We start from the raw sequence: 22,069 nt of genomic DNA, 5'->3' as shown, positions 1-22,069 counted from the left end.
ACCGCCGCCGCGAACGGCACGATCTTCGCCTCCGCGAGGGCACGCACCGACTCCCGGAGCATGTCGTGCTCCTCGGAGGGCCGATACAGGTCGAAGTCCTTACCCATGATGTGGAGCTCCCCTAGACGCTTGTGGCACTGAGTACCCTCAGCAAAACACACTCAGTGCCATGACGCCAGAGCGCCCCGACACTGTGTGTGTCGGGGCGCTCTAAGAACCGATCGGTCGGTTTTCTTAATACGAGGTGTACGCGAGGTGATCAGCCCTCGCGGAGGAGCTTCCTCGCGTCGTACTCCACCGCGAGCTGCCGGGCGCGGCCCTCGGTCAGATCGAGGCCGGTCAGCAGGGCCGGCGTGCAGATGCTGGGAAGCAGGCACTGCAGCAGGACCGCCACCCGATGAAGAAGATCATTGCGATCGCACAGGATCTGGGACATCGTCTGGATCCCCGCGTAGGCGCCCGAGAAGAGCTGCGCGGTGTCCGTCACGTCCACGTGGACCAGGAGTTCTCCCCGCGCCTTCGCGACGGTCAGGATCTCCGACAGCTGATCGATCCACGCCTGGAAGGGCGCCGCGCGGTCCACGCTGACGGCGCCGCTGTCCAGGGCGAGCGACACGCTGGCGCGCACCAGCGCGTCGTGCTGCAGCCGGTGGGCGAGCAGGAAGGCCTGGTCCGCGAGCTCCTGGAGCTTGATGGCCTGGGGCGTCATCGGCTCGTCCAGCATCTGCGCGTCGAGCACGCCGAGGGCCAGGTCTTCCTTGGAAGCAAAGTGGAAATAGAGTGCTCCCTTGGTCACCCCCGCGCGCACCAGGATCTCTCCGATGGTCGTGCGCTCGTAGCCCCGCTCGGCGAAGACCGCCGCCGCCGACTGCAGGATCGCCTGCCGGGTCTTGATTGCACGCGCTTGCTGCGCCAAGGCGCCTCCCGCTGTATCGCTGTCTGTGCTCGTGGTGTGACGTGAAGCATTGAAAAGAAAACCGGACTGTACGTATTCTAGGTCGGGCGGAGACACCGCCCAGGGGTGCGGGGACGCAAGGGGGATCCATGGACCGGAACTTTCGAGGAGCGACGACTCGCGTCCCCGGGGAGTTCGTCCACCGAGCGGATCCCGCGGACATCATCCCCACGGGATGGACCGCAGTGACGGAGAACCGCTTCTCCGTCTCGGCCCACTGGCCAGCAGCGCATCCCTTCTTCTCTCCGGTCGCAGGGGACCGCCACGACCCCCTCCTGGTGGCCGAGACGATACGCCAGGCCACCATGCTCGTCGCTCACGCCGAATTCGGGGTACCCGTCGAGGATCAGTTCGTCATGTGGGGCCTGCACTACACGGCCGACGCCGATGCGCTCGCCGTGAGCGGCCTCTCCTCGGACGTCAGCCTCGACATCGTCTGCTCGGACGTCGGCATCCGGCGCGGCAGGCTCGTCGACCTGCGCACCACCGTGGTGCTGACCCGCGACGGCCGGCACCTCGGCACCGGAGGCGCCTTCACCCGCTGCACCTCGGCCCTGGCCTACCGCCGGATCCGGGGCGAGCGGATGGCCGCGCTCGGCCGCCCCGTCCCGCTGCTCCCGGCCGTGGCACCGCACCTGGTCGGCCGCGAGCACGCCAAGGACGTCGTCCTGGCGGCGGGGACCCACGGCGGCCCCTGGCAACTGCGCGTGAACACCGCCCACCCCACCCTCTTCCGGCGCCCGAACGACCACGTGCCCGGGATGCTGCTGCTCGAAGCCGCCCGGCAGGCGGCGACGCTGAGACTGGGCGGCGCGGCGTACGTGCCGACCGTCATGGACGTCTCCTTCTCGCGCTACGTCGAACTCGACAGCCCCTGCTGGATCGAGGCCGACGTCCTGCCCGGACTCGGCTCCGGGCCGGCCACCGTCCAGGTCACCGGCCACCAGGACGGCCACGAGGTCTTCCGCTGCACGCTCACCTCCCCGTCCCGGGCCCTGGCCGCGGCCGGCCTCAGCCGCCTGGCGGGCTGACCCGAACCGGAACCATGGCACCACGCATCCTCATCACCGGCGCGACCGGATTCATCGGCAGCCGGGTCGCGGCCGCCGCCGCCACCGCACCGGAGCCGCACCGGCTGCGGCTGCTCGCCCGGCGCCCGCCCGCCCCGCCGACCGGACCGGGGGCCGGTCACGGCGTCGAGACCGTCACCGGCGACCTCCGCGACCCCGCGTCGCTGCGCCGGGCCTGCGAGGGGGTCGACACCCTGATCCACTGCGCCTCGGCGATCGGCGCGGACGAGGAGACGTCCCGCGCGGTCAACGACGAGGGGACGCGGTCCCTGATCGACGCGGCCGTCCGGGCCGGGGCGACGCGGATCGTCTCCCTGAGCACCGCCTCCGTCCACGGCCGCGGCCCCTTCCGGGCGGCCACCCCCGGGACCCTGCCCCTGGCCCCGGGCTCGGCCACCAGCCGCACCCGCGCGGCGGGGGAGGCGTACGTCCTGGACGCGGGCGGGACCGTGCTGCGGCCCCACCTCGTGTACGGCACGGGCGACCGCCAGTTGGTGCCGGGCGTCGTGCGGCTGCTCGCCGCCCTGCCGGGCCCGCTCGACGGGGGCTCCTCGCTGCACTCGCTGATCGACGTGGACAGCCTGGCGCGGGCCCTGCTCGACGCGGCGCTCTCCCCCCGGACCGTGCCGGGCCCGTACTACGTCAACCACCCGGAGCCGGTCCCGGTGGCGGACCTGCTGGCGGCCGCCGAGGCGCTCCTCGCCGCGCCGCCCGGGACGCGGGGGCCGGCGGTGGACGTCGCCGGGGCCCGCGAGCTGCTCAGGGACGTCTCCTTCGCGCAGCACCACCTCGCCATGCTCGCCACCGACCACTGGTTCGAGGACGACCGCCCCTGGCGGGACTGGGGCCGGGACCCGGGACCGGGTTTCGCCGCGAGGATCGCGGACCACACGCCCTGGTACCGGAGCCTCCTCCACCACTCCTGACGAAGAATCCGCAAACCGACGGAAGGAAGCACCACGGCCATGTCCGCGCTGGACGGGAAGACCGCGATCGTCACCGGGGCGAGCCGCGGCATCGGAAGAGGCATCGCCGAACGGCTGGCCCGGGACGGCGCCCTGGTGGCCGTGCACTACGGCACCAACGAGGCGGCGGCCGGCGAGACGGTGAAGACCATCGAGGAGGCGGGCGGCCGGGCCTTCGCGTTCCGCGCGGAACTGGCGGCGCCGGACGCCGTCGACGCGTTCTACGCCGCCCTGGACGCGGGTCTCGCGGGACAGGGAGCCGGGCCGGGGTTCGACATCCTCGTCAACAACGCGGCGGGGAGCGGCTCGGGCCGGATCCACCAGCTGACCACCGAGGTCTTCGACCGGCTCTTCGCGATCAACGTCAAGGCCCCGCTGTTCCTCGTCCAGCGGGGTCTCGACCGATTGGCCGACGGCGGCCGGATCGTCAACATCTCCTCGGCGGCGACGCGGCACGCGTTTCCCGACTCCGTGACCTACGCGATGACGAAGGGGGCCGTCGACACGATGACCCTGGCCCTCGCCAAGGAACTGGGGCCCCGGGGCATCACGGTCAACACCGTGGCCCCCGGCTACGTGGCGACGGACATGAACGCGCGCCGTCGCGCCACGCCGGAGGCGAGCGCCGCCCTCGCGGCCCACTCGGTGTTCAACCGGATCGGGACGCCGGCGGACGTCGCGGACGTGGTCGGCTTCCTCGTCTCCGACGACGCCCGCTGGGTCACGGGCCAGTACGTGGACGCGACGGGCGGCAGCTGGCTCTGACCGCGGCCGTGCGCCCCCGCCGCCCCCACCCGCGCGGTGGCGGGGCCGGTCGCTCAGCCGACGGGCGCGAGCGCGTCCGGGGCGACGGCCCCGCTGCCCGCCGGGTCCAGCCCGGCGAGCGAGTCCGGGCCCGCCAGCGTCGGCAGCAGCGTGCGCCACAGGCCCGTCACGGTCTTGGGGGACAGCCACTCGCCGTTGTCCCGTCCGAGGGCCTCCAGGCCGATCGTGGCGGCCACGACCGTGCGGGCGAGGTCCTGGTGCCGTCCGGCGCCGGCGGGGAGCAGCCCCTCGTCGGCGGCCTCCGCGAGCCGCTGCTGCACACAGCCCTGCCACTCCTGGCGCAGATTGAGCTCCGTACGGGAGTCGTCGGCGCAGCTCAGGTGGAACCCGGCGCGGGCCACGACGTCGTCACGGAGCAGCCGGGCCAGGGCGTGCGAGGTGTCGACGAGGTTCTGCAGGGCGTCCGAGCCCTGCCCGTAGGCGATCCGGGCGGTCCGGCGCAGGGCGGTGCAGGCCTCCTCCTCGACGGCCTCGGCGACCGAGGCCTTGTTGTCGAAGTGGAAGTGGAGCGCTCCGGGGCTGACGCCCGCTCCCGCACTGATCGCGGACAGGGTGGCCAGCGCGTAGCCATGCCGGTCGAACTCCCTGGCCGCCGACTTGATCAGCGCGTCACGGGTCTGTGTGGCCCGCTCTTGTTTGGTCACCCATCGCTCCCGTAGCACACGCGCCGAGGCGGCGGCGGCCGTGCCCCGCCCTGCCGTGCCGCCCGACGACCCAAACCGACTGCTCGGTATTGTACGGGCTTTTGGTGTGCTTCCACGGTGCTATGGGAACGGCGCTCGGAGGCGGGCGCCGGAAGTACCGGACGACTACCGCCCGTTCGGGCGTCGCGGATGGGTCAGGACCACCACCGCGCCCGCCAGCAGCACCACGTTCTTGACGACGAACTCGCCCACCAGCGTGAGCAGGAGCGGGTTGGAGTGGGCGAAGGCGACGGACGGGGTGAGGACGAGCACGGCGAAGGTGCCGCAGAGGTGGGCGACGAGCACCGGGAGCGCGGCGGCGCGGGCGCGGCCGGTCACCAGCCAGAGGCCGAGGGCCACTTCCGCCCAGCCGAGCGCGGGCACGAACCAGTCGCCGGCGGGGAACGGCAGGACGGCGACGACGAGCGCGGCCGCCGGGCTCAGCCCGATGACCTTGAGCGCACCGAACCAGACGAACACCCCGCCGAGTCCGGCCCGGAGCATGCCCAGGCCGTACCGGTGCAACCGGGGCGCGAGCCGGTCGAAGGCGCCGGTGTGCGGCGGCGCGGCGGAGACCGTGGCGGACGGGTGCGGTGCGGAGTCCGTGACGGGAGCGGTCAGTTCGGAGGAAACGGTCATGGGCGGGCATCTCCAACACGAGTCGACGCGGAGCCGGGCGGGCCGGACGGACGGATCGATGGCCGGGCGGGGCCAGGCGGGGCGGGGCGGATCGGGTGAGGCGGATCTGCGGCCGTGCGGATCGGCGGCCGTGCGGATGGCGGCCGGGCGCGCGTGCGGGCCCGGGCGGAGCGGCGGCCGGTCGGGGCGGAGCCGGGCGGTGGACCGCTCGGATCACGCCGAAATCGCGGCCGGAGGGGCGGACGCCGTGGGCTCACGCTAACGACCTGCCGACGACCCCCGCGACGCCCATCGCTTCCTTGCATGCCCGCGATGGAAGAAGTCGATCGGCCGTTGCCGGACGCGATCAATTCTCGCCAGCCTGAGGTCTGTTCGAGTTTGTGTTTGATGCACGCCGAGTCCGTCCGCTCCCGGCACCACGCGAAGGAATCCACGGATGACCCACCGACCCGCCGCCCCCGCCCCCACCACGACCGCCGCGGCCCGCACCCCGCTCACCCGGCGCCGGGTGATCACCGCCTCCGCCGCGGCGGCCGGGGCGTTCGCCCTGTCCGGCACCGCCGCCACGGCCGTCCCCACCAGCTTCGAGGCGGAGACCCGGACGGGCCGCCGCGCCCCCGGCGCCGTCACCGACCCCAGCGTCGTCATCCGCTGGAACCAGGCCGCGATGGACGCGATCCTCGGCCGCTACCAGGCCGCGGGCAACCGCTTCGGCCCCGCCACCGTGAACGCCCGGGCGCTCGCGATCGTCCACAACGCCATCTACGACGCCTGGGCCTGCTACGACCGCCACGCCGTCGGCACCCGCTTCGGCGGCTCCCTGCGCCGCCCCCGCGCCGAGCGCACCCTCGACAACAAGAACGAGGCCATCAGCTACGCGGCGCACCTCGCGCTGCTCGACCTCTACCCCGAGTACAAGGTCGCCATCGACTCCATGCTGCGCAGCCTCGGCGGCGACCCCGAGCTGACGGACCCCCGCCCGTACAGCCCCGCCTGGATCGGCCTGCGCACGGCCCGCGCCGTCCTGGAGTACCGGCACGCCGACGGCGCCAACCAGCTCGGCACCCCCGCGTACACCGACACCACCGGCTACCAGCCGCGCAACAGCCCCCAGACGGCCGGGGCCTTCGACCCGTCCACCGTCGCGGACCCGGCGCACTGGACCCCGCTCATCGTGAACGGCAAGACGCAGAAGTACCTCACCCCGCAGTTCGCGGTGATGAAGCCCTTCGCGCTGAGCCGCCCCGACCAGTTCACGGTCCCCGCCCCGCCCGCGTACCCCTCCGTCCGCATGACCGCCGCGATCGAGGAACTCCTCGACATCAGCGCCCGCCTGACGGACGAGCAGAAGGCCATCGCGGAGTTCTGGCTCAACGACGACGTCACCCCGCCCGGTGCCCAGCAGATGTGGGGACGGTACGTCTCCGCCCGCGACGGGCACGGCGTCGACGAGGACGCCCGGCTCTTCTTCGGCCTCAACATGGCCGAGTGCGACGCCGCCATCGGCTCCTGGGCGGTCAAGGCCCAGTACGACTTCGCCCGCCCCTCGACCCTCATCCCGTACGACCGGCGGGGCCGGCAGATCCGCGCCTGGGGCGGACCCGGCCGGGGCACCGTCACCATGGACGGGGTGAACTGGCAGGCGTACGTGGCCGTTCCGCCGTTCCCGGCCACCGTCTCCGGGCACAGCACCTTCTCCGGGGCCGCCGCCGAGTTCCTCCGCCGCTTCACCGGCTCCGACTCCTTCGGCGACTCGTACCGCTTCAAGGCCGGCGCCTCCACCGTGGAGCCCGGCCTCACCCCGCGCACCGACGTCGTCCTGCACTGGTCCACCTTCAGCGAGGCCGCCCACCAGGCCGGCATCTCCCGCGTATACGGCGGCATGCACTGGAGCTTCGACAACGAGCCCGGCATCGAGATGGGCCACCGCATCGGCAAGGTCGTCCACCGCCAGGCGCTGCGCTACTTCACCGGCACCCACCGCTGACCCGCCCCCGCCGCCCGCCCGTCCGCCGCCCGAGGAGCAGAACCATGAGCAACCAGACCCAGACCCCCGCGGGCGCCCCGGCCCCGCCCGCCCGCAGCGGATGGGCGGGCGGCGCCCCGCCCTTCCCCGGCACCCGGCCCGCCGCCCTCGGCACCCTCGCCACCGTCGTGTCGCTGCTGATCCTGGTGGCGCTCGGCGAGGCCACGGGCCACCTCCTGATGATCGCCCCGCTCGCCGCCACCGCGATGATCATCTGCAGCACCCCCGCGCTGCCCCCGGCCCAGCCCCGGGGCGTCCTCCTCGGCCAGGTCGGCTCCGGCGCCCTCGGGCTCGTCGCCGTCGCCCTCCTCGGCCACTCCCTCTGGGTGGCCGCCGTCGCCGCCGGGCTCAGCGTCGGCCTGATGCTGCTGCTCCGGGCCGTCCACGCGCCCGCCGCCGCCACCGCCGTCCTCGCCGTCCTCCAGGACCCCGCGCCGCTGCGGTTCCTCGTCCTGCTCGCCGTCGGCAGCGCCCTGCTCGTCCTCGTGGGCCTGCTCGCCTCCCGCCTCGGCGCGATCGGCAAGTACCCCACGTACTGGTGGTGACCCCCTCCGCATCCCGTCCGCCCCTCTTCCCAACGGAGCGCCCGTGAACCGAGACAGACTGCTCGTCAGCTGCGAGCAGCTCATGGAACAGCTGCGGAACCCCGAGACCCGGGACGAGCGCACGGTCCTCGTCGAGATCACCGACGGCGGCAGCGACCAGGGCCGGGTGCCCGGATCCGTCCGCCTGGACTGGACCGGCGACCTCCAGGACCCGGTACGCCGGGACGTCATCGGCCCCGAGGCCTTCGCCGCCCTCCTCGGCCGGCACGGCATCACCGCCGAGCACACCGTCGTCCTCCTCAGCGGCAACAACAACTGGTGGGCCGCCGCCGGATACTGGCAGTTCCGGCTGTACGGCCACCGGGAGCTCCGGCTCCTCGACGGCGGCCGGCTCCGCTGGGAGGCCCTCGGTGGCCCCCTCACCCGGGACGTCCCCCAGCGCGCGCCCGCCGCCTACCCCGTACCCTCCGCCGACGAGACCGTCCGCGCGCGCCGCGAGGACATGCTCGACCACATCGGCCGCCACCAACTCCTCGACGTGCGCTCCCTGGAGGAGTACCTCGGGCGGAGCAACACCCCGCCCGGCGTCCCCGAGGACCTCGGCGTGCGCTGCGGCCACGCCCTCTCCGCCGAGCACATCCCCTGGCACACCGCCGTCCACCCCGACGGCACCTTCCGCGACGACGAGGAGCTGGCCCGCGCCTACGCGGCCGTCCGCACCGACGCCCCCACCGTCCTGTACTGCCGGGTCGGCTGGCGCTCGGCCCACAGCTGGTTCGTCCTGAGCGAGCTCCTCGGCCTCCCCGACATCCGCAACTACGACGGTGCCTGGCGTGAGTTCGGCTCCCTCATCGGCGCCCCCATCGTCAACGGCCCCCAGCCCTGGGGCCCCGACCCCATCCCGTCCCTCGTCGCCCAGCGCGCCCCGGAGGTCCCCGCCCGTGCCTGACGTCACCGTGTTCCGCAACGTGCTCCGCGACGGCTTCGACCAGACCGACCTGCCCTGGGTGCCGTGGACCGAACCCGGCCGTGAGGGCGTCGAGTACGTCGTGCTCTGGGGCCCCGACCCCGCCGGCGACGAGGACTCCGCCTCCCTCCTGCTGCGCTTCCCGCCCGGCGCGCACGGCGACTTCCACGAGCACCTCGGCCACGAGCTGATGCTCGTCCTCGACGGCACCCTCGACCACAGCGACGGCCGCCGCTTCCACCGCGGCGACCTCGTCGTCGAGGAGCCGGGCACCCGGCACCAGATGTCCAGCGCCGAGGGCTGCACCGTCCTCGCCGTCCGCGCCCGCCCCGCCGCCGCCCGCACCCCGCGGTCCGGCGAGATCACCACGGGCGTCGGCGCGGGCACCTGACGTTCCCCGGGGCCCGTCCGGGAAGTCCCGCCCGGCGCGCGGCGCCCTGACACCCCCCAGAGGTCGCCGGACCCCACGGGCCCGGCGGCCTCGCCCCGTATCCGCACCCCCTTCGGAGAGACGCCATGACACCGTCCGCACGGCCCCAGTCCCTGCGCAGTCCCGAGCCCTCCCGCCGGGTCCTGCTCACCACCGGTTCCTCCGACGCCCACACCTGGAACCTGGTCCACCTCCAGCTCTTCCTGGAGGAGCACGGGCACTCCGTGCTCAACCTCGGCCCCTGCGTCCCCGAGCAGCTGCTCGTCGACACCGCCCGGATGACGAGCCCCGACCTCGTCGTCCTCTCCTCCGTCAACGGCCACGGCCACCAGGACGGACTGCGAGCCGCCCGCGCCCTGCGCGCCGACCCCCGCACCCGTACCGTCCCCATGGTCATCGGCGGACTTCTCGGCATCTCCCCGGAGGGCGCCGCCGACCGCACCGCCGAACTCCTCGACGCCGGATACGACGAGGTGTACGAGGACGGCACCCCGCCCACGGCGCTGCTGCGCCGCCTCGCCGGCCTCGGCGGAGCGTGTACCGGGCGGGCCGCGGCTTGACGACCCAGGCCCCGCCCCCGCAGCCGCCCGCCCCCGGCGATCTCGGCGCCTTCGTCCAGGACGCCGCCGACGCCTGCGAACTGGTCGTCCAGCCCCGCATGGGCATGGCAGGGCCCGAGGAGATGGCCGACGGAGTCGCCGCCGTCGCCACCCTGCCCGAACGGACCGTCGCCACCCTCACCATCGACAGCTACACCCGCGTCGGCGACCACGCCGCCGCCACCGCCGCCCTCCGCGCCGGGCGGCCCCTCAACGGTTTCCCGCTGGTCAGCCACGGCCCCACGACCGGCGCCCGGGTCGCCGCCGCCGCGGGGCGCGGCACCCCCGTCCAGGTCCGGCACGGCTCCGCCGACCCGATGGCCATCTTCCGCACCATGGCCGCGGCGGGCCTCACCGCCTCCGAGGGCGGCCCCGTCTCGTACTGCCTCCCCTACGGCCGCACCCCGCTCGCCGAATCCGTCGCCGCCTGGCGCGACTCCGTCGCCTTCCTCACGGAGGAGAGCCGCGCCCGCGGCCGCCGGGCCCACCTCGAATCCTTCGGCGGCTGCCTCCTCGGCCAGCTCTGCCCGCCCTCGCTGCTCGTCGCCGTCTCGGTCCTCGAATGCCTCTTCTTCGTCGCCAACGGCGCGACCAGCGTCTCCCTCAGCTACGCCCAGCAGACCCACCCCGCCCAGGACATCGGCGCCCTCACCGCGCTGCGGCACCTCGCCGACGAGTTCCTGCCGCCGGACGTCGACCGCCACATCGTGCTCTACACCTACATGGGCGTGTACCCGAGCACCGTGCCCGGCGCCCGGCTGCTGCTGCGCCGCAGCGCCGAGCTCGCCGTCCGCGGAGGGGCGCGGCGCCTCATCGTGAAGACCGAGTCCGAGGCACACCGGATCCCCACCGTCCACGAGAACCTGACCGCCCTGCGGATCGCCGCCGACGCGGCCCGCGCCGCCCACGGCACCCGGTACACCGCGGGCGCCGACGCCGAGGAGACGCTCACCGAGGCCCGCACCCTGATCACCACCGTCCTCGGGCTCTCCGACGACCTCGGGGTCGCCCTCCTGAAGGCCTTCGACCGGGGCCTGCTCGACGTGCCGTTCTGCCTGCACCCGGACAACCGGGGCGCCGTCCGCTCCACCGTCGCACCCGACGGACGCCTGCGGTGGACCGACCTGGGCGCCCTGCCGCTGCTCACCACCAGCAGGAGGACCCTTCCGATGACCTCGCGACAGCTCTCCGGCATGCTCGGCCGCGTCGCCCGCGAGCACGACGCCGCGGCGCGGACGCAGCCCCACCCGGAACCCCGCGCCGCCCCGCCGGCGACCGGCGCGCCGCTGCGGGTCGCGTGCGTCGGCATGGGCCCGCGCGGCCTCTCCGTACTGGAGCGGCTCGCCGCGCGCTGCGCCCGGCAGCCGCCCGCGCGGCCGGTGGAGGTGTTCGCGATCGATCCGTACGAGGCGGGGGCGGGCCGGATCTGGCGCACGGACCAGTCGCCCTGGTTCCTCATGAACACCCCGGCCCAGGAGGTCACCATGTTCTCCGGACCGGCCGACGGAGGACCCCACCGGCCCGGGGCCGGGCCCACGCTCGGCCAGTGGTGGGCGGCGCACGACCCGGCCGGCGCCGAGCCCGGCGGTTACGCGCCGCGCGCCGTCTACGGCCGCTACCTGACCTACGTCATGGAGCGGATCGAGGCGACCCTGCCGCCCGGACTCACCGTCCACCGGGTCCCGGCAAGGGTGGTCTGCGCCGACCGCGCCGCCGGCGGGCCGCACGGCGTCGCGCACCGGCTGCGCCTCGACCGCGGCGACGTCCTCACCGTCGACCGGCTGCTCCTCGCCACCGGGCACCCCCTCACCGAACTCGACGGGGAGCAGCGCGCCTGGCAGCGGTTCGCCCGGGAACACAGCACCCCCGCGCGGGCCGTCCGGTACGTGGCCGGCGGCTCCGCGAGCGAGATGCCGCTCGCCGACATCCCGGCGGGCGCGAGCGTCGGCATCCTCGGCATGGGGCTCACCTTCTACGACATCCTCACCGAGCTGACCCTCGGGCGCGGCGGCACCTTCGCCGAGGGCGAGGACGGACTCCTCTACCTCCCCAGCGGCAAGGAGCCGCGGATCCTGGCCGCTTCACGCGGGGGAGTGCCGCTGCTCACCCGGGGCGCCAACCAGAAGGGCCCCGAACACCGCTACCGCGCACGGCTGTTCACCCCGGAGCGGATGGCCGCGCTCAGGGCCGACGGGGCGCCCCTGGACTTCGAGCGGACCGTGCTGCCCTGGCTGCTCGCCGAGGTGAACCTGGTCCTCCTCGCCACCCGCGTCCGGCAGGCCCACGGCCCCGAGGCCGCGCGGGATTTCACCGAGCGTGGCGTCGCCCTCCTCGCCGACCGCGCCGACCCGCGCCCGCGGCTCCTGGAGGGGCTCGCCGCCGCCCACCGGGTCGACCCCCGGCCGCTCACCGGTCTCGACGCGCTCGCCCGGCCCTTCGCCGGCCGGCGCTTCGGCTCCTCGGCCGAGTACCACAAGGTGCTCACCGAGTGGCTCCGCGCCGACCTCGCCGAGGCCCGCCGGGGCAACACCGAAGGACCCCTGAAGGCCGCCGCCGACGTGCTGAGGGACGTCCGGCAGACGATCAGGGGCGTGGTCGACTTCGGCGGGCTCACCCCCGACTCGCACCGCTGGTTCCTCGCCGAGTTCGGCCCCGTCGCCGCGATGGTCTCGACCGGGCCGCCGCAGCTGCGCTCGGAACAGTTCCTCGCCCTGCTGGCCGCCGGGGTCCTCGAACCGGTCGGCCCCGGCGCCCGCTTCGAGGCCGATCCCGTCGAGGGCCGGTTCGCCGTGGAGTCGGCGCAGGTCGAGAACTCCTGGGCGGCGCTCGACGTCCTCGTCGACGCCCGGGTGCCGGGCACCGACCTGGCGGCGGACCGGGACCCGCTGATCCGGGGTCTGATGGTCGACGGCGAGATCCGCACCTTCACCAACGCGGCGGAGGGCGCGGGGGAGTTCGCCACCGGCGGCCTCGACTGCACCGACTCCCCCTTCCACCCGGTGCGGGCGGACGGCTCGGTGGACACCAGCACCCACGTGCTCGGCATCCCCAGTGAGCACACCCGCTGGTTCACCCAGGTGGGCAGTGGCCGGCCGGGCCCCTGGGGCTCCTTCACCCGGGACGCGGACGCGATCGCGCGGGCCCTGCTGGGAGGTGCCTCGTGACGGCCCACGAGGAGTACCGGGCCGCGCGTGACCTGCTGCTCCGGCTGCGCGGCGACCACGAGACGGCCCGCGCCGCCTTCCGGTGGCCGCGGGCCGCGCACTTCAACTGGGCCCTGGACTGGTTCGACGTCATCGCCGAGGGCAACGACCGGCCGGCCCTGGAACTCCTCGGCAGGCCGGGTCCGGACGGCGCCGTCCCCGTCGTGGACCGGGTCTCCTTCGCCGAGCTCTCGGCCCGATCCGACGAGTCGGCGACCGCCCTGCGGGAGCGGGGCGTCGCCCGCGGCGACCGCGTCCTCGTGCTGCTCGGCACCAGGGCCGAGCTCTGGGAGACGCTGCTCGGCTGCGTGAAGCTCGGCGCCGTCGTCGTCCCCGGCTACCAGGACCTGACCCGGGACGAGGCCGCCGACCGGATCAGCCGGGGCCGGATCCGGCACCTGGTCTGCGCGCCGGGACTCGTACCGCTGCTCGACGCGCTGCCGGTTCCGGGCCTCCGCACGGCGCCCGACACGGACCGGCCCGGCTGGTCCCCGTACCCCGACACCCGCGGCCCCGGCCGGCGCCGCTTCGTGCCGGACGGCCCCACCCCCGCCGCCGACCCGTCCTTCTGCTACTTCACCTCCGGGACGACCTCCCTGCCCAAGCTCGTGGAGCACAGCCACGCCGGGTACGCCGTCGGGCACCTCTCCAGCCTGTACTGGAGCGGGCTGCGTCCCGGCGACCGGCACCTCAACCTCTCCGCGCCCGGCTGGGCCAAGCACTCCTGGTCCAGCTTCTTCGTGCCGTGGACCGCGGAGGCGACCGTCCTCGCGCCCCCCGACGGCGGGCTCCCGCCGGAGGTGCTGCCCGGGGTCCTCGCCGCGCACGGCGTCAGCAGCTTCTGCGCTCCGCCCAGCGCCTGGCGGGCGATGCTCCCGCACGTCACGGGCGGCGCAGGCGCGCCCCGGCTGCGCGAGGCGACCGCCGCGGGGGAGCCGCTGACGGCCGAGACGGTGGCGCGGATCGAGGCCGCCTGGAGGGTGCGGATACGGGACGGGTACGGCCAGACCGAGGCGACCGCCCTCATCGGCCGGGCCCCCGGCGGCCCCGAACCGCTCGCCCCGCTCGGGCATCCGCTGCCGGGCTACCGGATCGTGCTGCGGGACCCGGAGACGGGGGAGGCGGGCGACGCGGGGGAGGTGTGCGTGGACCTGACGGACCGTCCGCCCGGCCTGATGCGGGGCTACGCGGATCTTCCGGACCGGACGGCCGAGGCCTTCGCCGACGGTCTGTACCGCACGGGCGACCGGGGCGAGCGGTGCGCGGACGGCTCCATCCGGCTGCTCGGCCGGATGGACGAGGTCTTCAAGTCCCACGGCCACCGGGTCTCGCCGCTGGAGATCGAGGCGGTCCTGCGCACCCACCCGGAGGTGGCCGACGCGGCGGTGATCCCGTGTCCGGACCCCGAGGGCGGCCTGGCGCCGTACGCGGTGGTGGAACCGCGCACGGTGCCCGCCCCCGACGGGTTCGCCGACGCGCTCCTGGCCCTGGCGGCCGAGCGGCTCGCGCCGGTCTTCGTCCCGCGCGGCGTCGACGTCGTCCCCCGCCTTCCCCGCACCCGCTCGGGCAAGGTCCGGCGCGCCGAGCTGCGCGCGGGGCGGACCGCGCCCTGACGGGGAGCGGGGGCCGGCACCGCGCCGGGCGGGGGCCGGGGGGCGTCCTGTCGACCGGACCGGGCGAGCGGCGTGATCGACAGGACCCTACGCCCCGACGGGCTCCCGGTCCGCCGCGTGCAGGAGGACCTCCGCGACGCCCCTGGCCCGTACCGCCGCCTCCGGCGTCCCCTCGCGCACGGCGGTGACGATGGCGCCGTCGCCGAGCAGGGCCAGCTGGCGGGCCAGGGCTTCGTGGTCGCGGTAGCCGCCCTCGGCGAGCAGCCGGTCGAGGACGGCGATGACCTTCTCCTTGTGCTCGGCGGCCACGTGGTGTGCCGGGCTGTCGGGGTCGGCCGTCTCGACCATCGTGTTGATGAAGGCGCAGCCGCGGAACTCGGCGGCGGAGAAGCGTTCGGCGAGTCCGTCGAAGAGCGCGAGCGGCAGTTCCTCGGGGGAGCGCGCGCTGGCCGCGATCCGGCCGTCGAGCCAGGCGCGCCACATGCCGTCCCGTCGCCGCAGGACCTCGACGACGACGTCGTCCTTGCTGGGGAAGTGGCGGTAGAAGGAGGCGCGGCCGACTCCGGACTCGGACAGGATCCGTTCGATCCCGACGGCCCGGATCCCCTCTTCGTAGAACAGGCGCTCCGCCGCGCTGAGGAGCCGTTCTTTCGCGTTCGTGGCCATACCAGACGGTACCACTCGGTGCCGTATCGGCGATCCTGATCCGAACTCCGGAGTGCCGCCTTCCCGTTGCGTCGGACGGAACCGATCGGTACCGTCTTGATGGTACCGACCAGTTCCGTCTTGGCCCGGCTCAAGGAGAGCTCCATGCCCCGCCTGCCCCAGCTGACCGTCGACTCCGCCAACGAGGAGCAGCGCGAGCTGCTCGAAGGCACCCTCAAGCAGCTCGGCAAGCTGCCCAACCTCTACGCCTCCCTCGCCAACGGCCCCGCCGCGCTCCGCGGTTACCTCGCCATGCGAGAAGCCCTGGTCGGCGGCAGCTTCAGCGCCCGGCAGCGCGAGCAGCTCGCGCTCTACATCGCCCAGCGCAACGACTGCACCTACTGCGTCTCCGCGCACACCCTGCGCGGCGGGAAGGTCGGCCTCAGCGAGCAGGAACTGCTCGACACCCGCCGCGGCGGCGACGCCGGCGACCCGCACATGGACCAGGTGCTCCGCTTCACCGGCGCCGTCATGGCGACCGGCGGCCGCGTGACCGACGGGGCGCTCGCGGACGCCCGCGCCGCCGGGGTCACCGACGCCGAGATCGCGGAGATCGTCGGCCACGTCGCGCTCAACGTCCTGTCCAACTTCTTCAATCACGTTGCGCAGCCGGACTTGGACTTTCCGTTGGTCCCGGCCCACCTCGCCGAGTAGAGTCTTCGCGGCCGAGCAGGGGTGCCGGGCGCGAGGACGCGTCCGGCACCCCTGCGGCCTTGTGCGAACGACCGGGGCGATCGAAACGGGTGGCCGACCACCACCCGGTGCGAGGACACTGCCGCCCGCGCGGCAGGGGGGAATTCACGTGGACATCGACGCAAGAACACTGAGAACCTTCCGCGAGGTGACCCTCACCGGGTCGTTCACCCAGGCGGCCCGCCGCCTCGGCTACTCGCAGTCCAGCGTCACGGCGCAGATGCGCGCCCTGGAGCGGCAGGTCGGCGAGCCCGTCTTCGAGCGGCTCCCCAACGGCGTCCGGCTCACCCACGCCGGTACGGTCCTGCGCGACTACGCCCGCCAGATCCTCACCCTCGTCGGCGAGATGGAGACCGCCCTGCGCCGGCCCGCGGCCAACCCGCCGCGCCTCACCGTCGGCATCGTCCCCGCCCTCGCGTACGGACAGCAGCTCGCCCGCGTCACCCACATCGGACGGCGCCTCCTCTCCGGCGTCCAGCTCGCCCTGCGCATCATGGGAACCGCCGAGGTCCACGACGCCTTCCGGGCCGGCGCGATCGACGGCGCCCTCGTCCTCACCGTCGTCGACGCCGACGACCCCGCCGACCTGTTAGCCGAGCAGCCGCACACCGAGCGCTCGGACGACCTCACCGAAGTACGCCTCCAGGAAGTGGAGTTCGTCCCCGTCACCGGCGTCGGCCGACGCCCCGGCGGCCACGGCCGGCAGGTCGTCATCGCCGACCCCGACTGCCCCTCCCAGCGCTGGCTCCCCGAATTCCTCCGCCTGCGCAGCGACAGCCCGCCCGAGATCCATGAACTCGGCTCCATGGCGGGCGTCCGCGCCGCCACCCAGTCGGGACTCGGCTGCGCCATGCTCCCCACGGCGCTCGCCGTCGAGCACGAGGCGGCCGGCGGCCTGCGCCCCCTCCCCGGAGTGCCCCGGATGCGCTGGAACGCCTCCCTGATCCTCGGCCGCCACGACACCCGGCCCGCCGCCGACCGGCAGAACCTGACGGAGACGCTCCGGCAGGCCACGGCCCTCGGCCGTGCCGTCCCGGCGTCCGAGGTCCTCGCCGGCCCCCGCCTCGCGGACGGAGCCCCCGCCCTCGGCCCGGACCCGAGCATCGCCTCCTGACGCCCGGGCCCGTCCTGCCGTCCCGCGCAGCGGCGCTCACCCCGCGGGTGTGCCGTACCGCGCGAGCAGCCGGTCGCGCCGGGACGGCTGGAGGTTGGCGCGGGTCACGTCGCCTCCGTAGTGGGCGACGACCCGGTGGTCCATGACGCGGCGCCAGAGCGGCGGGACGTACGCCAGGACGATCATCCCCGCGTACCCCGTCGGCATCTCGGGCGCCTCGTCGAAGTGGCGCAGCGACTGGTAGCGCCGGGTGGGGTTCGCGTGGTGGTCGCTGTGCCGCTGGAGGTGGTACAGGAAGACGTTCGAGGCGACGTTGTCGCTGTTCCAGCTGTGGCGCGGGGCGCAGCGCTCGTACCGCCCGCTCGCGGTGCGCTCCCGCCTGAGGCCGTAGTGCTCGGTGTAGTTGATGACTTCGAGCAGGCAGAAGCCGAACACCGCCTGGACCGCGAGGTACGGCAGGACCCCGGGTCCGAAGGCGAGCGCGAGTCCCGCGAAGAGGACGAACGACAGGGCCCAGGAGCCGAGGACGCTGTTGCCGGGGCTCCACACGGACCGGCCCCGGCGGGTGAGCCGGCGCTTCTCCAGGTGCCAGGCGGAGGTGAGGCCGCCGAGGACGGTCCGGGGCAGGAAGCGCCAGAAGCTCTCCCCGAGCCGGGCGCTCGCCGGGTCCTCCGGGGTGGCGACGCGGATGTGGTGGCCGTGGTTGTGCTCGACGTAGAAGTGGCCGTACCAGGTCTGGGCGAGCGCGATCCGGGAGAGCCTGCGCTCCAGGGCCTCGGTCTTGTGGCCCAGTTCATGGGCGGTGTTGATGGCGATGCCGGCGACCCCGCCGAGGGTGAACGTCAGCCCGATCCGGTCCGGGAGGGTGAGGTCGCCCCGGGTGATGAGCCAGCACCCGAGGACGAGCCCGGTGTACTGGAGGGGCAGGTAGAGGTAGGTGCACCACCGGTAGTAGCGGTCCTGTTCGAGGCGGGTGATCGCGCTGTCCGGCGGGTTGGCGGAGTCCTTGCCTATGAGGTGGTCGACGACCGGGAAGATCACGTACAGGACGAGGACCCCGGTCCACCAGAAGACCCGGAGGCCGGTGGCGGCGACGAGGCCCCAGGACAGGAAGGGGAAGGAGGGGATGAGCAGGCCGAACGGCCAGAGCAGGCGCTTGGGGTCGCGCCAGGCGGCGGGGGCTTCGGGGGAGTCGCTGTGCAGGGCCAAGACCGGCTCCTCAGGGCGTTGGACACTTCACATGCCTACTGTCCAGTTCATAGACGGAAGAGCGCTGAAGCGTCAATGCTTTGGACAGTGCCCCGTGGATAAGGTGGGGGCACGATGACACGTTTCCGCGAGAGTGTTCGGTCCCTCCTGCGCGAGCAGGTGCTCGACGCCGCCTACCGGCTCGTCGCCGCCGACGGCTGGGGCGGGCTGCGCATGACCGCCATCGCGCGGGCCGCCGGCATCAGCCGCCAGACGCTCTACAACGAGTTCGGCACCAAGGAGGCCATCGGCAAGGCCCTGGTCCAGCGTGAGCTGGAGGGCTTTCTCGTCGGCATCCAGCGCGAACTCGACGCCCATCGGGGCGTGTTGGAGGCCGCGGCGGCGGCGGGCGTGGGCTACGCGCTCCAGCAGGCCGTGGACAACCCCCTCATCAAGAGCGTCCTGCTCGCGGCGCGCGGCGGCGAGGACGACCTCCTCGCCTACCTCACGACCCGCCCGGAGCCGGTCTTCGGCACCGCGATGGCGATGCTCGACGCGTACGCGGTCGAGGCCTGGCCCGACGTCGACGAGGAGTCCCGGGGGCTGGCCGTCGAGACGATCGTGCGCCTCACCGTCAGCCACATCGTCCAGCCGGTGGCCCCGCCGGAGGAGTCGGCGCGGCGCATCGCCAGGATCACGGCGCGCATCGCCTATCCGGGCCGCGCCTGACCGCGCCCGACCGGGAGCACGCGGAACCGGGGGGCGGCGGCGGCCGACTGCCTCGACGCGGACCTCCGTCCCGTAGGCGGCGGTGACGGTGCCGGGTCCGTCGGCGGAGACGTACCGGACGCGGCGAACGGCCTGGAGGAGATGCTGGAGTACGAGGCGCGGGGCACGGTCCGGGTCGGTCCCGGGTCCTGAGGGAACGGGCGAGGCCCGCTGGCGGACACGGGGGATCTCCGGCAGCGGGCCTCTGTTGAATATTGTACGAGATCATCCGGGGTGGTTCGCACGGGCGACGGCGGTGGCGGAGCCCGGACGGACGGGGTACATCTCCCCTGAGGTGCGGACACCCGCGACCGCGCCGCCCGTGACGACGAGGAGGCCGCCGTGGAAGGCAGAAGCGTCGGGTTCGTGCAGTCCTTCAACCGTCTCGCCGGGTACGGCTTCGTCGTCCCCGTGGGCTCCGAGGAACAGGTGTACTTCAGCGCCGAGGACATCGAGGGCAAGGAGCGGACGGTCTCGGAGGGCCAGCAGGTCTCCTTCGTCCTGGTCCTCGGCGAAGGCCGCTTCGAGGCCAAGGAGCTGCGCCTCTGAAGCCGGCGGGCGCAGCGCCCCGCCGGCCCGGCCGGGCGGGGCCGCGCGTCCCGCCGCGCCGGCGAGTGGGCGAGGGCGTCGGGTCAGCGGGGGAGCCGCATCTCCAGGCCGTCCAGGACCACGTCCAGGCCGTAGGCGAACTTCGCGTCCCGGATGGCGACGGGGTCGGTCGCCGCCCGGGCGGCCGCGTCGGCGTACGACTCGGCGAGGTGGTCGTGGGCGGCCGCCGCCTGCTGGGCGGCGGGCATCAGGCGCGCGATGAACCCGGCCTCGGTCTCCCCTGAGCGGGCCACCGTGCTGAGCCAGGCGGCCTCCGTGGTGCTCATCCCGATCACGTACGACAGGAGGGTGTCGATCGCGCGGCTCGGCTCGGGGAAGCCGGCGGCGGTGAACAGGGCCGCGAGGCGCTCCGAGTAGGACATCAGGTTGGGGCCCAGGTAGGCGAGGCCGGCCTGCCCGAGCGTCGACGAGAGCCAGGGGTGGCGCAGGGCCGTCGCACGGAAGGACGCGGCGGCCTCGGCGGCGGCGGCCCGCCAGGGGCTGCCCGCGGGCGGCACGGAGATCTCGCCGGCGACCTCGTCCACGGCGAGCTCCATCAGCTCGTCCTTGGTGGCGACGTGGCGGTAGAGGGAGGTCGCCCCCGCGTTCAGGCGGGCGCCGAGCTTGCGCATGCTGAGCGCCTCGATGCCGTCGGCGTCGAGCATGGCGACCGCCTCCCGGACGATCGCGGCCCGGCTGAGCGCGGGCTGGTCGGGGGCGGACTGCTCGCGGGCCCATACGGACGGGACGGGGTTCGCCTTGGTGGCCATGGTCCTCCTTCGCTGCGTACGGCGTGCGCATTCAGCGTACAGGTCTCGGGTGTTGCGAACGCTGTGCGCATCTGCGTACAGTGTTCGCATCGCAGGGCGCCGAGGGCGCTCCGAAAGGCGCTCCGAAGCGTGCGAACGACACCCGAGGGGGAACTCCCGATGGAAACCCGCAACCCACGCCGCTGGTGGATCCTGGTCGTGCTGTGCCTCAGCACGCTGGTCCTGGTCGTCGACAGCATGGCGCTCACCGTCGCCGTGCCGTCCATGACCGGGGACATCGGGGCGAGCGCCCAGGACATCCAGTGGATCCTGGACTCCTACATCCTGGTCTTCGCGGGACTCCTGCTCACCTCGGGAAGCCTCGGCGACCGCTTCGGCCGCCGGAAGGTCATGGTCCTCGGCCTGCTGCTGTTCGGCGCGGCCTCCCTCGCCGCCACCGTCTGCACCAGCCCCGGTGAGGTCATCGCGGCCCGCGTCACCATGGGCGTCGGCGGAGCGCTGATCATGCCCTCGACGCTCTCCCTCCTCATCACCGTCTTCGACGAGGACGAGCGGCCCCGCGCCATGGCCGCCTGGGGTTCCGTGTCCATGCTCGGCCTCGTCGGCAGCCCCGTCCTCGGCGGCGTCCTCATCGACCACTTCTCCTGGCACTCGATCTTCTTCATCAACGTCCCGGTCGTCGTCCTCGCCGTCGTCGCCGCCCTCACCCTGATGCCCGAGTCCAAGGGCCCCTGGCAGAAGCCCGACCCGCTCGGCGCGATCCTCTCCGCCGTCGGCATGACCGCGCTGATCTGGTGGATCATCGAGATCCCGCAGCACGGCGCCTTCGAGGGCCGCTCGCTGATCACCCTCGCGGTCGCCGTCGTCACCCTCGCCGGGTTCGTCGTCTGGGAGAACGTCACCCCCGAGCCGATGGTGCCGCTGGTCCTCTTCAAGCACCGCAACTTCAGCGGCGGTTCGTTCTCGCTGACCCTCGTGCAGATCGGCAACGGCGGACTGCTCCTCGTCCTCACCCAGTACCTGCAGTTCGTCCTCGGCTACTCGCCCGTCAAGGCCGGTCTCGCCTTCGTCCCGCTCGCCGTCGCCGCCCTCGCCGGCAACGCCGCCGGCGCCGGACTGGCCGCCAAGGTCGGCAACCGGATGCTGATCCTCGCCGGCATGCTCGTCATGGCCGCCTCCTTCGCCCTGCTCACCACCGTCGACGCGCAGTCCGGCTTCACCGTCCCGGCCGTCGCCCTCGGCCTGCTCGGCCTCGGCGCCGGTGTCGCGATGCCGGCCGCCGTCGGCGCCCTGATGAGCACCATCCCCGCGGAGAAGGCCGGCGTCGGCTCCGCCCTCAACGACACCATCCAGCAGGCCGGCACCGCGCTCGGCATCGCCATCCTCGGCTCGCTCCTGACCAGCACCTACTCCGCCGAGATGCCGGCCGACGCCCCCGAGCCGGCCAAGCAGTCCATCGGCGGGGCCCTCGCCGCCGCCCAGGGCGACGCCGGACTGATCGCCGCCGCCCGCGAGGCCTTCACCTCCTCGATGACCACCACCTTCACCATCAGCGCCATCGGTGTCCTCGCGGCGGCCGTCCTCGCCACCCTGGTGATGCGCGACGCCAAGACCGCCCCGGCCGACGCCGCCGCCGAAGGGGCCGACGAGAAGGAGCTCGTCGCCTGACCCCGTGCCCCCTCGCGAGAGCCGGTGCCCCCAGGGTGCCGGCTCTTCCGTCTGC

At 73.9% G+C, this 22,069-nt stretch carries 21 protein-coding genes; 15 read left to right on the top strand and 6 right to left on the bottom strand.

Annotation, left to right across the window (positions count from 1 at the left end):
- Window positions 1-259: 259 nt before the first annotated feature.
- Entirely contained in the window at window positions 260-916 is a 657-nt protein-coding gene (locus ABTY59_RS30495; RefSeq protein ID WP_352022296.1) for a ScbR family autoregulator-binding transcription factor, read from the bottom strand.
- Window positions 917-1,044: 128 nt separating this feature from the next.
- On the opposite strand from ABTY59_RS30495, the gene ABTY59_RS30490 reads away from it, so the two are divergent.
- Genes ABTY59_RS30490 through ABTY59_RS30480 form a run of 3 tightly spaced genes read left to right on the top strand, consistent with a single transcriptional unit; the run spans window position 1,045 to window position 3,755 of the window.
- A complete protein-coding gene (locus ABTY59_RS30490) occupies window positions 1,045-1,986 on the top strand; it encodes a ScbA/BarX family gamma-butyrolactone biosynthesis protein (protein WP_352022295.1) in 942 nt (313 codons plus the stop codon).
- Window positions 1,987-2,000: 14 nt separating this feature from the next.
- On the top strand, window positions 2,001-2,951 hold the full coding sequence (locus tag ABTY59_RS30485) for an NAD-dependent epimerase/dehydratase family protein (protein WP_352022294.1): 951 nt from the start codon (window positions 2,001-2,003) through the stop codon (window positions 2,949-2,951).
- 39 nt (window positions 2,952-2,990) lie between these two features.
- Window positions 2,991-3,755, top strand: a complete 765-nt coding sequence (locus ABTY59_RS30480; protein ID WP_352022293.1) for an SDR family oxidoreductase — start codon at window positions 2,991-2,993, stop codon at window positions 3,753-3,755.
- Between the two features lie 53 nt (window positions 3,756-3,808).
- Here ABTY59_RS30480 and ABTY59_RS30475 read toward each other — a convergent pair whose 3' ends face one another.
- Together ABTY59_RS30475 and ABTY59_RS30470 are read right to left on the bottom strand one after the other, a co-directional pair.
- Window positions 3,809-4,459, bottom strand: coding sequence for a ScbR family autoregulator-binding transcription factor (locus ABTY59_RS30475; RefSeq protein WP_352022292.1), 651 nt, complete (start codon window positions 4,457-4,459; stop codon window positions 3,809-3,811).
- A 165-nt stretch (window positions 4,460-4,624) separates the two neighbouring features.
- On the bottom strand, window positions 4,625-5,137 hold the full coding sequence (locus tag ABTY59_RS30470; RefSeq protein WP_352022291.1) for a hypothetical protein: 513 nt from the start codon (window positions 5,135-5,137) through the stop codon (window positions 4,625-4,627).
- Window positions 5,138-5,573: 436 nt separating this feature from the next.
- Between ABTY59_RS30470 and ABTY59_RS30465 the strand changes: the two genes are divergently transcribed.
- From ABTY59_RS30465 to ABTY59_RS30435, 7 genes are all read left to right on the top strand, one after another.
- Window positions 5,574-7,124: a vanadium-dependent haloperoxidase gene (locus ABTY59_RS30465; protein WP_352022290.1), complete on the top strand. Its 1,551-nt coding sequence runs from the start codon at window positions 5,574-5,576 to the stop codon at window positions 7,122-7,124.
- Window positions 7,125-7,168: 44 nt separating this feature from the next.
- A complete protein-coding gene (locus tag ABTY59_RS30460) occupies window positions 7,169-7,708 on the top strand; it encodes an HPP family protein (RefSeq protein WP_352022289.1) in 540 nt (179 codons plus the stop codon).
- A 43-nt stretch (window positions 7,709-7,751) separates the two neighbouring features.
- On the top strand, window positions 7,752-8,657 hold the full coding sequence (locus tag ABTY59_RS30455) for a sulfurtransferase (protein ID WP_352022288.1): 906 nt from the start codon (window positions 7,752-7,754) through the stop codon (window positions 8,655-8,657).
- Window positions 8,650-9,066, top strand: a complete 417-nt coding sequence (locus ABTY59_RS30450) for a cupin domain-containing protein (protein WP_352022287.1) — start codon at window positions 8,650-8,652, stop codon at window positions 9,064-9,066. Before ABTY59_RS30455 ends, ABTY59_RS30450 begins: the two co-directional genes overlap by 8 nt.
- 125 nt (window positions 9,067-9,191) lie before the next feature.
- Window positions 9,192-9,665, top strand: coding sequence for a cobalamin B12-binding domain-containing protein (locus tag ABTY59_RS30445; protein WP_352022286.1), 474 nt, complete (start codon window positions 9,192-9,194; stop codon window positions 9,663-9,665).
- Window positions 9,662-12,868 carry an FAD/NAD(P)-binding protein gene (locus ABTY59_RS30440; RefSeq protein WP_352022285.1) on the top strand — a complete coding sequence of 1,069 codons (3,207 nt, stop codon included), beginning with the start codon at window positions 9,662-9,664 and terminating at the stop codon, window positions 12,866-12,868. Before ABTY59_RS30445 ends, ABTY59_RS30440 begins: the two co-directional genes overlap by 4 nt.
- Window positions 12,865-14,520, top strand: a complete 1,656-nt coding sequence (locus ABTY59_RS30435) for an acetate--CoA ligase (RefSeq protein WP_352022284.1) — start codon at window positions 12,865-12,867, stop codon at window positions 14,518-14,520. Before ABTY59_RS30440 ends, ABTY59_RS30435 begins: the two co-directional genes overlap by 4 nt.
- A gap of 87 nt (window positions 14,521-14,607) precedes the next feature.
- Here the strand turns inward: ABTY59_RS30435 and ABTY59_RS30430 are convergent, their stop codons facing one another.
- Entirely contained in the window at window positions 14,608-15,186 is a 579-nt protein-coding gene (locus ABTY59_RS30430) for a TetR/AcrR family transcriptional regulator (RefSeq protein ID WP_352022283.1), read from the bottom strand.
- A gap of 144 nt (window positions 15,187-15,330) precedes the next feature.
- Here ABTY59_RS30430 and ABTY59_RS30425 point away from each other — a divergent pair, with 144 nt between their 5' ends.
- Both ABTY59_RS30425 and ABTY59_RS30420 read left to right on the top strand, forming a co-directional pair.
- Window positions 15,331-15,879 carry a carboxymuconolactone decarboxylase family protein gene (locus ABTY59_RS30425; protein WP_352022282.1) on the top strand — a complete coding sequence of 183 codons (549 nt, stop codon included), beginning with the start codon at window positions 15,331-15,333 and terminating at the stop codon, window positions 15,877-15,879.
- A 148-nt stretch (window positions 15,880-16,027) separates the two neighbouring features.
- Window positions 16,028-17,032 (top strand): LysR family transcriptional regulator, encoded by a 1,005-nt coding sequence (locus tag ABTY59_RS30420; RefSeq protein ID WP_352022281.1) that lies wholly within the window; start codon window positions 16,028-16,030, stop codon window positions 17,030-17,032.
- Between the two features lie 36 nt (window positions 17,033-17,068).
- Here the strand turns inward: ABTY59_RS30420 and ABTY59_RS30415 are convergent, their stop codons facing one another.
- Entirely contained in the window at window positions 17,069-18,241 is a 1,173-nt protein-coding gene (locus ABTY59_RS30415; RefSeq protein WP_352022280.1) for an alkane 1-monooxygenase, read from the bottom strand.
- 114 nt (window positions 18,242-18,355) lie between these two features.
- On the opposite strand from ABTY59_RS30415, the gene ABTY59_RS30410 reads away from it, so the two are divergent.
- Both ABTY59_RS30410 and ABTY59_RS30405 read left to right on the top strand, forming a co-directional pair.
- Complete coding sequence (locus ABTY59_RS30410) at window positions 18,356-18,949, top strand: TetR/AcrR family transcriptional regulator (protein ID WP_352022279.1); 594 nt, start codon at window positions 18,356-18,358, stop codon at window positions 18,947-18,949.
- A 381-nt stretch (window positions 18,950-19,330) separates the two neighbouring features.
- Window positions 19,331-19,537, top strand: coding sequence for a cold-shock protein (locus ABTY59_RS30405; protein WP_352022278.1), 207 nt, complete (start codon window positions 19,331-19,333; stop codon window positions 19,535-19,537).
- A gap of 83 nt (window positions 19,538-19,620) precedes the next feature.
- On the opposite strand, the gene ABTY59_RS30400 is transcribed toward ABTY59_RS30405, so the two are convergent.
- On the bottom strand, window positions 19,621-20,346 hold the full coding sequence (locus ABTY59_RS30400; RefSeq protein WP_352022277.1) for a TetR/AcrR family transcriptional regulator C-terminal domain-containing protein: 726 nt from the start codon (window positions 20,344-20,346) through the stop codon (window positions 19,621-19,623).
- Between the two features lie 159 nt (window positions 20,347-20,505).
- Between ABTY59_RS30400 and ABTY59_RS30395 the strand changes: the two genes are divergently transcribed.
- Window positions 20,506-22,014, top strand: coding sequence for an MFS transporter (locus ABTY59_RS30395; protein ID WP_352022276.1), 1,509 nt, complete (start codon window positions 20,506-20,508; stop codon window positions 22,012-22,014).
- Window positions 22,015-22,069 lie beyond the last annotated feature (55 nt).

This window comes from Streptomyces sp. NPDC096079 (assembly GCF_040303145.1).
Taxonomy (GTDB): Bacteria; Actinomycetota; Actinomycetes; order Streptomycetales; family Streptomycetaceae; genus Streptomyces.
This window is presented reverse-complemented; position numbering and strand designations above follow the sequence as displayed.